At 56.2% G+C, this 12,876-nt stretch carries 13 protein-coding genes; 12 read left to right on the top strand and 1 reads right to left on the bottom strand.

The window, feature by feature from the left end; translation table 11 throughout:
- Positions 1–179 precede the first annotated feature (179 nt).
- From TY09_RS11390 to TY09_RS11440, 12 genes are all read left to right on the top strand, one after another.
- A complete protein-coding gene (locus TY09_RS11390) occupies positions 180–632 on the top strand; it encodes a Fur family transcriptional regulator (RefSeq protein ID WP_081759657.1) in 453 nt (150 codons plus the stop codon).
- A complete protein-coding gene (locus tag TY09_RS11395; protein WP_198133656.1) occupies positions 622–1,458 on the top strand; it encodes an AraC family transcriptional regulator in 837 nt (278 codons plus the stop codon). Before TY09_RS11390 ends, TY09_RS11395 begins: the two co-directional genes overlap by 11 nt.
- 215 nt (positions 1,459–1,673) lie before the next feature.
- Entirely contained in the window at positions 1,674–2,690 is a 1,017-nt protein-coding gene (locus TY09_RS11400; RefSeq protein ID WP_042434447.1) for an ABC transporter substrate-binding protein, read from the top strand.
- Between the two features lie 29 nt (positions 2,691–2,719).
- A complete protein-coding gene (locus tag TY09_RS11405; RefSeq protein WP_042434449.1) occupies positions 2,720–3,574 on the top strand; it encodes a helix-turn-helix transcriptional regulator in 855 nt (284 codons plus the stop codon).
- Between the two features lie 65 nt (positions 3,575–3,639).
- Positions 3,640–4,077 (top strand): ABC transporter substrate-binding protein, encoded by a 438-nt coding sequence (locus TY09_RS18845; RefSeq protein WP_242841485.1) that lies wholly within the window; start codon positions 3,640–3,642, stop codon positions 4,075–4,077.
- A gap of 16 nt (positions 4,078–4,093) precedes the next feature.
- A complete protein-coding gene (locus TY09_RS18850) occupies positions 4,094–4,609 on the top strand; it encodes an ABC transporter substrate-binding protein (protein WP_242841486.1) in 516 nt (171 codons plus the stop codon).
- A 153-nt stretch (positions 4,610–4,762) separates the two neighbouring features.
- Positions 4,763–5,764: a FecCD family ABC transporter permease gene (locus tag TY09_RS11415; protein WP_147584668.1), complete on the top strand. Its 1,002-nt coding sequence runs from the start codon at positions 4,763–4,765 to the stop codon at positions 5,762–5,764.
- Positions 5,764–6,804, top strand: a complete 1,041-nt coding sequence (locus tag TY09_RS11420; protein WP_042434451.1) for a FecCD family ABC transporter permease — start codon at positions 5,764–5,766, stop codon at positions 6,802–6,804. Before TY09_RS11415 ends, TY09_RS11420 begins: the two co-directional genes overlap by 1 nt.
- Before the next feature lie 15 nt (positions 6,805–6,819).
- A complete protein-coding gene (locus TY09_RS11425; RefSeq protein ID WP_042434454.1) occupies positions 6,820–7,647 on the top strand; it encodes an ABC transporter ATP-binding protein in 828 nt (275 codons plus the stop codon).
- Positions 7,644–8,417, top strand: a complete 774-nt coding sequence (locus tag TY09_RS11430; protein ID WP_042434457.1) for a nucleotide-binding protein — start codon at positions 7,644–7,646, stop codon at positions 8,415–8,417. Before TY09_RS11425 ends, TY09_RS11430 begins: the two co-directional genes overlap by 4 nt.
- Positions 8,405–9,694 carry a nitrogenase component 1 gene (locus TY09_RS11435; RefSeq protein ID WP_042434460.1) on the top strand — a complete coding sequence of 430 codons (1,290 nt, stop codon included), beginning with the start codon at positions 8,405–8,407 and terminating at the stop codon, positions 9,692–9,694. The genes TY09_RS11430 and TY09_RS11435 overlap by 13 nt, the downstream gene beginning before the upstream one ends.
- On the top strand, positions 9,675–10,910 hold the full coding sequence (locus TY09_RS11440; protein ID WP_042434462.1) for a nitrogenase component 1: 1,236 nt from the start codon (positions 9,675–9,677) through the stop codon (positions 10,908–10,910). Before TY09_RS11435 ends, TY09_RS11440 begins: the two co-directional genes overlap by 20 nt.
- Positions 10,911–11,632: 722 nt before the next feature.
- On the opposite strand, the gene TY09_RS11445 is transcribed toward TY09_RS11440, so the two are convergent.
- On the bottom strand, positions 11,633–12,721 hold the full coding sequence (locus TY09_RS11445; RefSeq protein WP_242841487.1) for a hypothetical protein: 1,089 nt from the start codon (positions 12,719–12,721) through the stop codon (positions 11,633–11,635).
- Positions 12,722–12,876 lie beyond the last annotated feature (155 nt).

The raw sequence follows: 12,876 nt of genomic DNA on the forward strand, positions 1-12,876 counted from the left end.
CAATTTATATGGATTTTTGCGCAAGTCAGATCGTGCTGTTGTAAGAGCGCATTGCAAAAAACGACAAGCGCGGTTATACTGAAATTGTATTTCAATCAGTTCTTTCAAAAACAGATAGTCCTGTGCAAAATGGAAGAATCGGAATGGAAATCACGTTAGGAATAAAGGATTGAAAGAAGATATTCCATGAGCATGGGGATCGGTATACAAAGCGGCGTCAGAAGGTGGCGAACTTTCTCTGGCAGCACAGAGACAAGCGCATCACAATCAATGGAGCCTACGCGCTTTTACAGAAATCCCAGCCGGGCATTGGCAAGGCGACGATATACCGGATGTACCATCTTCTGATGGAATTGGGCTTTGCCCAACGTTTGGAAGTGGGCGACGGCCTGTTTTGGTACGAGATCCACAGCCAAAACAGTGTTCATACGCAGCATCATCTCATCTGCTCTGAGTGCGGTTCTGTGCAGGATGTGCGGGAGGATATGCTGGATGAAATGGAGCGGCAGATCGAGGAAAAGTACGGTTTTACAGTGGCGGATCACGGGTGCAGTTTTTTGGCTGCTGTAACAGCTGCAAAACCGGAAAACACGGAAGCAAACAAATGTAAGGGGTGTCACATTGGAAATTAATATTCATCAGCTCGCGGATTATTTTGCACAGGCATCCGTAGCGTTTTTTGATATTTTCGCTCCGGCCGTCCCGCCGGGAGGCAGGCAGATCAACTGGAAAACCAATCGGAATGGCGCGGGCTTTGTGTTTCCTTTGGCCGGCAGCTCCCGATATACCCTAAACGGCACACCCTATGTCCTGGAGCCGGGTGTCGTTCTTCACGCGGGACCGGATACGCCGGTATCCAAGGAGGTGATCGGGGATGTTTATTGGCAGTATGCCCTTGTCCATTATCAGATACCAAAAGAAGAGGTGCCGAGGTTTCCGCTTTTCAACGAGCATTTTCTGATAAAAACAGGGGACAATCCCAGGCTCACGGATTTGATCGGCCAGCTTCGCCAAAGCTATGCCGCACTGGACGCGATGGCGGCGTTGAAGTCAAAAGTTTTGTTCATGAACGTGGTGGAAGAAATGATCGTTTCCGCCAAAAGACAGATCCGCGATGATAATGCCGACCTGATGACACAGGCTGTGGAATATATCCATCGGAATTATGCCGATCCGATTTCCGTAGCAAAAATATCTGCACAGTTTGGGCTGGAAAGGCGACGATTCGCCTATTTGTTTGAACGGCACACTGGATTAAGTCCCATCAGCTATCTGACCGAGTGCCGCATACGCCGGTCGAAAGAGCTGCTCCAAACTTGCGGGTGCCCCATATCGCAGGTGGCCGAGTGCGTGGGGTACACGGACACCTTCTATTTCAGCAGGCTTTTTAAACGGCAAACCGGTTTGTCTCCCACAGAGTTCCGTAAAGGGATTCACGAAGAATCCTGGAACATTTGAATCCGGCAGCAGCATTAATACAGAAAAAGCCGGTGAGCCGGCCGGACAACAAGCAGGCTTTGCCTTTCGCCCGAAAGGCGTTTCGGCAAAAGTCCATGCGGATTGTAACTATGTCCATTCCAATACGCGTTGTGCTTTGGTATACTACTCTTTAGCATTGAAACCCGATTTCAATATCGAGTTAGTTGCATCAAACATAATGGAGGAAAGGACAAATGAAAAGATTAATAGGTCTTATGCTCTCTCTTGCCCTGCTGACGGGCATATTGGCCGGATGCGCCAATACAACAGCCGGGGGCAGCGGCACACCTTCGGATGACTCTTCTGCGGCCTCGCAGACGGGAACATCGGATGCTGAAGAAGCTTGGCCGAGAACAATCACGGACGCCTTAGGAAAACAGATCACCCTGGAGAAAAAGCCCGAACGGGTCGCACTCCTGGATTTTGGTTATATTGAAACCCTGTTTGCATTGGATATCACGCCCATCGCGTCTACCCTTGCCGAGCGGTCGATCAACGGCTTCGGTACGCTGCAGCCTTATGCCGCGAAGGCGCAGATTGAGGAATTGGGGGAAAACAAGGCGCCGAATCTTGAAAAGCTTGTGGAGCTGGAGCCCGACCTGATCCTCTATACTGCTGAGGAGAGAAATCTGGATATGACGCTTTACGAGGCGGCTTCCCGAATTGCTCCCGTGGTAACATTCAACATTCCCGATTGGAAGGAACAGCTGAGGGCGTTTGCCGAATGCCTTGGCGAAGAGGAAAAGGCGGAAGCCTATATTTCCGAAACGGAAGCGCTGATTGCCGAATCCAGGAAAAAGCTGGCCGGATACAGCGACAAAACGGTGGCGATACTGTTTGAGCGCAGCAGCGACGTAGGTAATTTCCTTGTTCTCGCCTCTGATGACTATCCTGTATGGTTTGATAAAGAGAACGGCCTTGGATTAACGACTCCGGATGGCTACATCAAGACCGGGCAGGAGATGATCTCCCTGGAGGGCATATCGGCGCTCAATCCGGATTACATTTTCCTGTTGGGGTCGCTGGGAACGGAAGCGAACGGCTACAAGCAAATCTACCTGTCCGAAGAAACGAAGGCTTCCTCCGTATGGCAGTCGCTGAACGCCGTAAAAGACGGGCACGTCTACTACCTGGACGCGGCTGTGCGGGCAGCCGGCCCCCTGAGCATCAAGCTTGGGGTGGAATCCATTGTGGAAAGCATGACTGAGTAAAGAATCAAACGGGAAAGGGGGCGCGTAAAGTGAAAATCGAGCTCAATACGCTGGTGGCGCATTTTGCCCGCGCCTCCTTCCGGGTACAGGGCGTTTACCACTATACGATCGAGCCGGGCACGGCCGGATGGCAGCAAACGGCGCCGTTTCCCGGCTTTATCTTTCCGCTCTCCGGGCAGGCGGAGCTCCAGTTTAATGGCACGCCGTATCTGGCGAGCGCCGGGAACGTGATCCACGGCGGCGCGGATATGAGCCTGGACAAGCGCGTAGTGGGCAATACGAAATGGGAATATATCTCCCTGCTGTATGACATAGTCGGTACTGAGCCGGAGGGTATTTGTCTGCCGGAGGCGCATTTTGCGTTGGCCGTCGGGCACAGCCCGCATCTGACAGAAATCCTGTGGCGTTTGTGGGAGGCATTCAATCAACCGGGGGCGCTTCCTGCGTTCCGGACGCAGACGCTGTTTCACCGTGCCCTGGAGGAGGTTTTCGTCCGTGCCCGCAGCCAAATAAGTGGCAGTGCGCAGGCGCTGTTTGAGCAGGTATCCTCCTATATCCATGAGCACTATATGGACGCGCTGACTGTGCGCGGACTGGCAGCGCAAAGCGGTGTCAATGAAAACCGGCTGTTCTATGTATTCAGTAAGTTCGCGGGTATGGGTCCCGGCGATTACCTGATTGCTTGTCGCCTCAATCGTGCCAAAGAGCTGCTGATTACCGGCGACGGGCCGGTCGGCGAGGTGGCCAAGTCCGTGGGGTACTCGGACGCGCTGTATTTCAGCCGGATGTTCAGGGATCGGTTCGGCGTTCCGCCCAGCACACTGCGGGAAAAATTCAGGAATAATCCATGTGGATTTCAGGATGCCTCCATTCCAATAGAATGAATGTTTTGTTATACTGATGTATGTCAGTTAGACAAGACAAACTATTTTAATTGGAGGAATCACCGATGAAACGACTGATGGGACTGATCGTCTTACTTGCGCTTTTGACAGGCATCGCGGCGGGCTGCGCCCAAACGCCGCCGGAAAATATAAGCACGCCGGAAAGCACGTCCTCCGCGCCGGAAGAGGCCGGATGGCCGAGAACGATCACGGACGCGGCCGGGCATGAGGTCGTTCTGGAAAAGCAGCCGGAGCGAATTACCCTTCTCCATACCTTCTATATGGAACACTTCCTTCTGCTCGGCACACCGCCCACGGCGTCCTCGATCGGCAATGCCCTGGGGCAGACGGAAGCGCTCCAGCAATCCGAAATGTTCGGGCCTTTTCTCAAAGACGTGGAAATCATGAATCTGGGCAGCGCCAGTGAGATCAATCTTGAGACGATTCTGGAATCCGACCCCGACGTCATCGTGACCTTCTCCACGCAGGGGGGGGCTCGATAAGACATACGACCAGCTCGTGCAGATCGCGCCGGTGGTGCTGCTGGATTATACCTCGTCGTGGCAGGATCAGCTTCGCGATTGCGCCGAGATCGTAGGCAAAGAGGACGAGGCGCAGAGTATGATTACGGAGATAGAAAAAACCATCGCCGACACAAAAGAAGCGATGTCTCCGTACGCCGACAGGACGTTCGCCCTTTTCCGCACGGACGGAAAGAATTTTATTACCCGCGGCAACGCAGCGTACTACGAAACCTTCGGCATTACAAAACCCAAAGGCTACCCGGATATTTATGAGACCGTATCTCTGGAAGCCGTGGCCGAGATGAATCCGTATTACATCGTGTTCCAGCATAACCACGAGGCCGCCGCGGCCTTTGTGAAGAGCATGGGAGCTTCCTCGGTCTGGCAGTCTATCGATGCGGTGAAGAACGGGCGCATCTACTATTTTGATGAGAATATGAACACCTTCGGGCCGCTCGCCCTGCGCCTTACCGCCGAAAAACTGGCAGAGATTTATTCCGGGCAAACGTGAGCGAGCATGTATGAAAACCGGGCGCAGCTTTCTCTGATAGCCTGCGCCCGGTTTTTCTTTTCAACAAGCATCCGCACGGTGTCGAGGAGGCAGTCATTGATAAGACAAACAAACGAACCGGCACAACCGGTTCAGGACATACAAACGATCAAAATGAAAGGCCGTGCGTGGGCGGCATGGCTGATTATCTTATTCGGCAGCGGCGCGCTGATCCTGCTGATGGCGTTTTCGATTACAAAAGGGGCGGCGGAGATTCCGCTGTCAACGGTGTGGGACGCCTTGCTGCACTTCAACCGGCAGGATACCCATCACCTGATCGTTGTCGATCTGCGCCTGCCCCGCGTACTGGCCAGCGCCCTGGTCGGCGCTGCTTTTGCCGTGGCGGGGGCGGTCATGCAGGGCGTGACCCGCAACCCCATGGCGGATTCCGGACTGATGGGCTTAAACGCCGGCGCGGGCTTTGTCCTTTCTCTCTGCTTTGCTTTTTTTCCCGGGCTTTCCTACCTGCAGCTCGTTCTGTTTTCCTTTGCGGGTGCGGCATTGGGCGCAGGTTTGGTCAGCGGCATCGCGTCTTTGCGGCGCGGCGGAGCATCTCCGATGCGCCTGGTGCTGGCGGGAGCCGCGGTGAGCGCGCTGTTGTCCGCGCTCAGTCAGGGCATTGCCCTGTATTTTAACGTGGCGCAGAACATCATGTTCTGGACGGCAGGCGGCGTTGCCGGTTCCACCTGGCCGCAGATCCGGATTATGGCCCCGTGGATCGCGGGCGCGCTCCTGGGCGCAATCGTTCTTTCGCGTTCCATTTCCATCATGAGCCTGGGCGAGGATGTTGCAAGGGGCTTGGGGCTAAACACTTTGCTTGTCAGGGCTCTTTGCACAGCCGTTGTTCTGATGCTGGCCGGCGCTTCCGTGGCGGTGGTCGGTTCGGTAGGTTTCGTGGGCTTAGTTGTGCCGCATGTCGCGCGGTTTCTCGTAGGCAGGGATTACCGGTGGATTATTCCTGCCTCCGCGGTGCTGGGAAGTCTTTTGGTGGTATTGGCGGATTTGGGCGCAAGAATGCTCAACCCGCCCTTTGAAACGCCTATCGGCGCGGTCGTCGCGCTGGTCGGCGTGCCCTTCTTCCTGTATCTGGCCCGAAGGGAAAGGAGGGCATTGTAATGAACGCACAGCAGAGTAAGAACGAAGAATATAAACGAAAAACGGCGCTCCGGAATGTCGCTGTCGTGCTCATTTTTTCGGTTCTTTTGATCTTGTCATTCGTCGTCAGCATGAATACCGGCTATTCAAAGCTCTCGCCGCTGGATACGCTGCGCACGCTGTTCGGCGGCGGCAGCAACAAGGAAAATCTGATTCTGTTCGGCTTCCGGCTGCCCCGTATCGTGATTTCCATGCTGGTGGGCGCGGGGTTGGCGCTTTCCGGCTGCATCATTCAGGGGGTGTCCCGCAATGCCCTGGCGGACCCGGGGCTTCTGGGCATCAACGCCGGGGCAGGGCTGACCGTTATTTTATTCGTGCTGTTTTTTGGTTCGCAGTCCTACCTGTCGGTTTTCACCCTGCCGTTTCTGGCGCTCCTTGGCGGCGGGCTTGCAGCAATTTTGATCTATGCCCTGGCTTACAAGCGCGAGGGCGGCCTTGCTCCGATCCGGCTGATCTTGACCGGTGTGGCGATGCAGGCAGGCCTTTCTGCGCTGACTACCGTGCTGGTGGTCAAGCTGGACGAAACTCAGTTTGACTTTGTGGCGACATGGCAGGCAGGAAGCATTTGGGGCTCCAACTGGAAGTTCGTGCTGGCCCTGCTGCCCTGGCTGCTGCTGCTGATTCCCTATGTGCTGTCCAAATCCCGCGCGCTGGACGTGCTGAGCCTGGGCGACGATATTGCCTATGGCCTGGGCGCTTCTGTGGAAAAAGAGCGCCGCCGTCTGCTTGTTTCCGCGGTGGCGCTGGCGGCATCCTGTGTGGCAGTCAGCGGAAGCATCAGCTTCGTGGGGCTGATCGCGCCGCATCTTGCCCGGCGGCTGGTGGGGCCGCGCCACCGGATTTTGCTTCCCGTCTGCGCTTTGGCGGGGGCGGTACTGGTATCCGTTTCGGATACCGTTGCGCGTGTGATCGCCCAGCCCTTCGAAATCCCTACCGGCATTATGGTTGCCATTATCGGCGCACCGTACTTTTTATACCTGCTCGTAAAAAACAAGCAGTGAGCAAAGGATGAGATTATGAACAGCATTACAACACAGAATCTGGCCGTCGCCTATGAGGATAACCTTGTGGTGGACGATCTGGATATGCAGATCCCGCAGGGCAGGATCACCACGATCATCGGGCCGAACGGCTGCGGAAAGTCCACGGTGCTTAAGGCCGTGGGCCGTATTCTGAAACCAAAGGGCGGCGTGGTGTACCTGAACGGGGACGATATCCGCCGCCTGACCACGAAGGAAGTGGCGCAGAAGATGGCGATCCTGCCCCAATCCCCCCAGGCTCCGGCTGGGCTGACGGTGGGGGAGCTTGTGGCCTACGGGCGCTTTCCCCACCAAAGAGGCTTTGGCAAATTAATACCTGAGGACAAAAAGATCATTCAGTGGGCGCTGGAGGTGACGCGCCTGACGGAGTTTGAAACCACGGCGGTGGATAACCTTTCCGGCGGGCAGCGGCAGCGGGTGTGGATCGCGATGGCGCTTGCCCAGCAGACCGACCTGATTCTGCTGGACGAACCGACGACGTATCTTGACCTTGCCTATCAGCTTGAGGTGCTCGAGCTGCTTTACCGCCTGAACCGGGAGCAGGGCTGTACCATTGTGATGGTGCTCCATGACCTGAATCTTGCCGCCCGCTTTGCCGATTATATGATCGCCATCCGCGGAGGGGACATCATTCAGCACGGTACGCCGGAGGAAGTGATGACCGCTGAGGTGCTCAAAGAAACCTTTCATATTGACGCGGAAATCGTCAAAGAACCCCGCACCGGCCGTCCCACCTGCATTTCCTATGATCTGATCCGTCAGGCTCAGGATACTACCGGCATATATAAGAAGGTGAATCAATGAAAAAAATAGCGATTTACGGGAAAGGCGGCATCGGCAAGTCCACCACCGTATCCAACGTATCGGCAGCGATCGCGGCCATGGGGCTTACCGTCATGCAGATCGGCTGCGACCCCAAGGCCGATTCCACCTGTAATCTGACAGGCGGAAAAAATATCCCCACAGTGCTGAATACCCTGCGGGAAAAGGGCGACGCGGTTCTGGAGGATATTGTGGTCAAAAGTCCCTCCGGCGTGCTGTGCGTGGAATCCGGCGGCCCGGTTCCCGGCGTAGGCTGCGCCGGGCGGGGCATCATCACCGCTTTTGAAAAGCTGGAGGAACTGGATGCCTATGAAATCTACAGGCCGGACGTCGTGCTTTACGACGTACTGGGAGATGTGGTGTGCGGCGGCTTTTCCATGCCCATCCGGGGCGGCTACGCCGACGAGGTGTGCATTGTAACCTCCGGCGAAATGATGTCGCTTTACGCGGCCTCCAACATTGCCCATGCGGTCAAGAGCTTCGGAAAGCGCGGGTACGCGACGCTGCGGGGGCTGATCCTCAACGCCAAGAACGTCGAGGGGGAAAACGAGCTGGTGGACAAGGCGGCAGAGGAGATCGAAGCGCCGGTTCTGTACCGCCTGCCCCGTCACCCTCTGGTACAGCAGGCCGAGGCACAGGGAAAAACCGTAGTGGAGGCATTCCCCGATTCTGATATGGCCGCCCATTACCGTGAACTGGCGCAGCTTTTGATTCAGGAGACAGCCGGAGGTGGATGTTCATGTCCAATGTAAGTCATTTGAAGCGCTTATCCGCCGTTCGATCCAACGCGGGCGTAAAATTCCTAACGCCCTGCGCCTTTCCGGGCAGCCACTGTCCCCTGCATTCGGCGCTGGCCCTCGCGGGAAATATCCGGGGCGTATCCTCACTGGTGATCGGTACGCCGGAATGCGTTACCTACAGCCGGGTCGTTTTGCAAAAGCCGGGGCGCAGACACGGGGAGCTGCACTGGATGTATGTGCTGGACGCTCATGAAGTGGTGTTCGGCTGCCGCAAAGGTCTGCTGGATGCGATCCGGGAGATGGACCGGGCGGGCGCAAAAGCCATCCTGCTGATCGGTACCTGCGTGCCGGATCTAATCGGCGAGGATATCGAGGGGATCGTCCGGGAGGCGCAGCAGGAGCTGTCCGCGCGCTTTGTGTTTATTACACTCGGGCATTTCAAGTGCAACAGTTTTCCCTCCGGCTCCTGGAACATGTTAAAGGCGATCGGTTCGCTGATGGAACCGAGAACGATCTGTCCCCAGGTGGTCAATGTGATGGGGCGCAGCCCGGACGAAGAACATATCCCCATGCCGCCCTTGCTGAGCGCGCTGGAGAAACGGGGCTTTACCCTGCGCTGTCTCGCACCGGGGGCTGCACTGGAAGATTTTCTGGAGGCGCCCGACGCAGCGGCGAATCTGGTGCTTTCGCCGTTTATCGATCCCCTGGCAGCGGACATGGAGCAGGCCTTCGGCACGCCCGCGTTCCGCCTGCACAGCGCCTATGCCCCGGCACAGATCGATTCGCTCTATGCCGCTCTTGCTGAAAAGCTGGGGATTCAATGGGAAAATGAATTCGACCGTGAACGGAGCGAGGCGCTGTCTCTTCAGGAGCAGGCTGGCGACCGCCTGCACGGCCTTCGTTATGTCGGCGCGCATATTGGCCCGCTCAGTGCGCTGCCTCTTGCAGCCTATCTGGCATCCCTGGGTATGGAGCCGCTGATGCTGCATCTGGAAGAATTCTGGCCGGACGATAAAGAGTGTGCGAAGGCCTTGCATGCGTACGGATATGACCCGTATGTCTGCCATATGGTCAACAGGGATTCGGACGCTCCGCTTTTGGAAAGCCTTGCTCCCGATTTATGCCTGGGGGAGCTGTCCGGCGCAAGGCTCGGGTTTCCCTGCGTGCCGCATCTGTCCGACCTGTACGGCCTATGCGGGCATGAGAGGACGGCCGGCCTTTTGAAGAAGCTTCTGCACGCCCTGGAGGAATCGGGAGAGAGGAATGACAATGGGACTGTATCAATTTAAACCGATTCCCTCCGGCCGCATGGGAACACTGTGGACGCTTGCCTCCATCCGGGACTCCGCTTTGCTGGAGTTCGGCTGTATGGGCCATATGAATTACAGCCGTGTATTCCTGGAACGGGTGGGGGTTTCAAATGCCTGTAAGCTCTATTCCGCCCACATCGACGAGACCGATATTGCCCTTGGCGGCACGCGTCGTTTCAGCCGTGCGGTAGCGGATATCGCGCAGCGGGACAAACCCGGGATCCTTTTCCTGCTGCCCTCAGCCGTGCCGGAGATCATCGGGACAGATCTTCCCGCCCTTTGCCGGGAGCTGCAGCCGGATTTTCCGGACATGCGTCTGCTGCCTTTCGGCTGCGGCGGCTTTGACGTGAACCAGCATCAGGGAATACGGGAGGCGCTTACTCTGCTTTCCAGAACGCTGCCGGTGGACGTGGAGAGAACGGCGCAGCCGAGCTTTAATATTATAGGCTCGTGCGCGGATCTGTTCCGTTTTCAGGCGGATGCGGCCGAGATCGTCCGCATCATGGAAGGCGCCTTCGGGATGAAGCCGCTGTGCGTTATGACCTCGGATACGTCTGTGGCGCAAATCGAGCGGATGGGCGGGGCAAATGTCAATCTGGTGATCCGGCGCGAAGGCCTGCCGGCTGCTGAGCACCTGCAAAAGCGATTCGGTACGCCGTACCTGCTCGCGCGGCCCTACGGCATACAGGGCACCTGCGAATGGATCGGACGGGTATCGCGGATCATGGGAATCTCCCCTGACCGCAGCTTCGTCGAGGGCGAGCGGGAGGAAGCCCTGCGCCTGATCTCTCCCGCGCTGCCGATGTTCCGGCACGCGGCGTGGGAGCATCCGGAGAACGTGCGCGTAGCCGCAGGCGGACATGCCGACGTCGTTCAAGGGATTGTTTCCTTTGCCGGCAGCGAGCTGTCCCTTTCCAAAGGCGCGTGCTGGTGCGACAGCCCCGACATGGCGGACGGGGATCTTCCTTACTATGCGGAGGAACAGTGGACTGAGACAGTACAAAAGGAAGGAAAATCACTGCTTATGGCCAGCGGAGAGGCGCTGGAATGGGCCGGGCGCAGCACAGAGCTGCAAATCGCCAATCCGGACGTGAAGTGGCGCCTGAATCCCTATGAGCCTCCTTTTGTGGGCTTTCACGGCGCCGTGCATCTGGCCAATCTGTGGGTGAATGCCATCATGGAAGAAACGTTTTGACCGCTTATAATCTATATGGAGAAGCTTGCCGTCTTTGATCGAAAGCGGCAGGCTTCTCTATCTTTCATTTTCAGAAAAACACCGGCTTTCTGATACGGATATTCTTTCATTGCGGTAAAATCGATGCGTATGCTTGCCTTGAAAGCAAGGTTGCTGATTGCCTTTTCGTACGATTGCCCTCGGTTCAGTAATTATCCCTAGTTCAATTTTCAGGTAGTAGCAATTCAGTCATTTTCAGATAGAAAATCTTGTCTTCTTCAACTGGGCATGGGATCACAGTCGGTATGTGATTTAGGAAGAAACGCAGCCTTCAGGCTCATCTGGAAAAGATTTTGCAAAATCACAATCATCGATGGGGATGCCTAAAGCGGAAGCTTCTCCCTGCCTATGAAAGTACACCTTCGGGGTGCATTCAAGAAGTCAGCGGTTTGATCCCGCTTATCTCCACCAGGGGAAGAAACCTGAAGACAGATGTCTTCAGGCTTCTTTTTCGCTTTTATAGAATGGATACAAAATGGCTGCTGAATCTTTTGTTTGGGCGCAATATGATTAGAAGCTGATTTAACAGCAGAAAGATCCGACGCGGTTTTGATATACGGCGTCGGATCTTTCTGCTATATAAAATGATGGGAACCTACCTATTCATTCTAATCGAAACTGCATGAAAACTCATACAAATTCTTCATTACTCTAAAAATATTCCATTGACAATTCTACTTCGTTTACACAAGAAAGCATGCGACGATGATGGTCGCAGCGAGGCCGGAGAACACGGGTATGACGTTTTTGCGCACCAGTTCCTCCGGTTTCACACCGCAGATCGCAGCGACAGGGATGACCGCCCATGGAATGAGCGTACCGCCGTCTACCCAGATGGTAACGATCTGGCCGAGGGAGGCGAGCATTTCCTTGTTGATGGGCAGCGCCTGCGCAAAGGTGGCTGCTGTCGCGCCAACGATGGGCAGCCCGGAGAATCCGGAACCGTCAAGCCCGGTGACAAAGCCAGCGAGCGCCTCCGCGATCACCACGGGTACGCGCGAAATAGGCACGTTCTGCGCGAGGTAGAGGCCGATATCGTTCATAATGCCCGTATCGCTGCCAAGAACGGCCTTCGCACCGTCCGCGCCGCCGAGGAAGAAGAAGCCCGCGATGAAGATGACCGGCGTGAAGATATCGATGCCGAAGCCGAAGCCCGCCTTTAGATGCTCGATGACTTTATCAAATGCCTTCATGATGCCGCCGTTGACACAGGTCGCGGCGACGAGGATCATCAGTGCCGTGCCGCCCACAAGCGCCGTGGCATCTCCGCCCTGCAATTTGAAGAGCAGCATGAACACGATGTCCAGTGCGAATGCGACGGGCGTGGCAATCGCGATTGCCACCGCGGCGGGCTTAGCCTTTTCCGTGGAAATTGCAGGCCGTTCAATCTTGATCGGCGGCAGATTTCTCACGTCGCGCCGGAACATGATGAACGCCACCGTTGCGGTAACAACGGCCATCACGGCCCAGAGCACAAAGCCCTCGCGCATCAGCGCGCCAACCGTTGTATCTGCGGCTTTTGCGGTGATGGTGGGCGCGCCCTGTATGAAGAAGTCCCCCGAGAGCGCCATGCCGTGACCGAACAGGTTCATTGCTACGGCAGCCCACACAACGGGTATGCCCGTCTCAAGCGCAAGGGGCAGGATAACGGCGCCTACGAGAGCGACTGCCGGGGAAGGCCATATGCACATGGAAACGGCAAACATGACGAAACCGAGCAGAAGGAAGGTGGCGCTTCTATTTTTCATGTAGCGGCTAAACGGGCGGATCATCAGTGCGTCCGCGCCTAGGGCAGAGAGTGCCTTGGACATCGCCACGACGAGTGATATCACGGCGATAACGCTCCAGAATTCTCCCCCAGACCAGACCAGTGCGTTGAAAAGCGCCTGTATGCCGCCGATCGCGCTTTGGGTAGTCACCCAGCCGA

Source organism: Faecalispora jeddahensis, assembly GCF_000577335.1.
Taxonomy (GTDB): Bacteria; Bacillota; Clostridia; order Oscillospirales; family Acutalibacteraceae; genus Faecalispora; species Faecalispora jeddahensis.

Excerpts from the sequence above, each read along its gene's own strand:
- TY09_RS11425 (WP_042434454.1), top strand. The coding sequence starts at position 6,820 with ATGAACAGCATTACAACACAGAATCTGGCCGTCGCCTATGAGGATAAC.
- TY09_RS11430 (WP_042434457.1), top strand. The coding sequence starts at position 7,644 with ATGAAAAAAATAGCGATTTACGGGAAAGGCGGCATCGGCAAGTCCACC.
- TY09_RS11445 (WP_242841487.1), bottom strand. The coding sequence starts at position 12,721 with ATGATCCGCCCGTTTAGCCGCTACATGAAAAATAGAAGCGCCACCTTC.
- TY09_RS11400 (WP_042434447.1), top strand. The coding sequence starts at position 1,674 with ATGAAAAGATTAATAGGTCTTATGCTCTCTCTTGCCCTGCTGACGGGC.
- TY09_RS11435 (WP_042434460.1), top strand. The coding sequence starts at position 8,405 with ATGTCCAATGTAAGTCATTTGAAGCGCTTATCCGCCGTTCGATCCAAC.
- TY09_RS11420 (WP_042434451.1), top strand. The coding sequence starts at position 5,764 with ATGAACGCACAGCAGAGTAAGAACGAAGAATATAAACGAAAAACGGCG.
- TY09_RS11415 (WP_147584668.1), top strand. The coding sequence starts at position 4,763 with ATGAAAGGCCGTGCGTGGGCGGCATGGCTGATTATCTTATTCGGCAGC.
- TY09_RS11440 (WP_042434462.1), top strand. The coding sequence starts at position 9,675 with ATGGGACTGTATCAATTTAAACCGATTCCCTCCGGCCGCATGGGAACA.
- TY09_RS18845 (WP_242841485.1), top strand. The coding sequence starts at position 3,640 with ATGAAACGACTGATGGGACTGATCGTCTTACTTGCGCTTTTGACAGGC.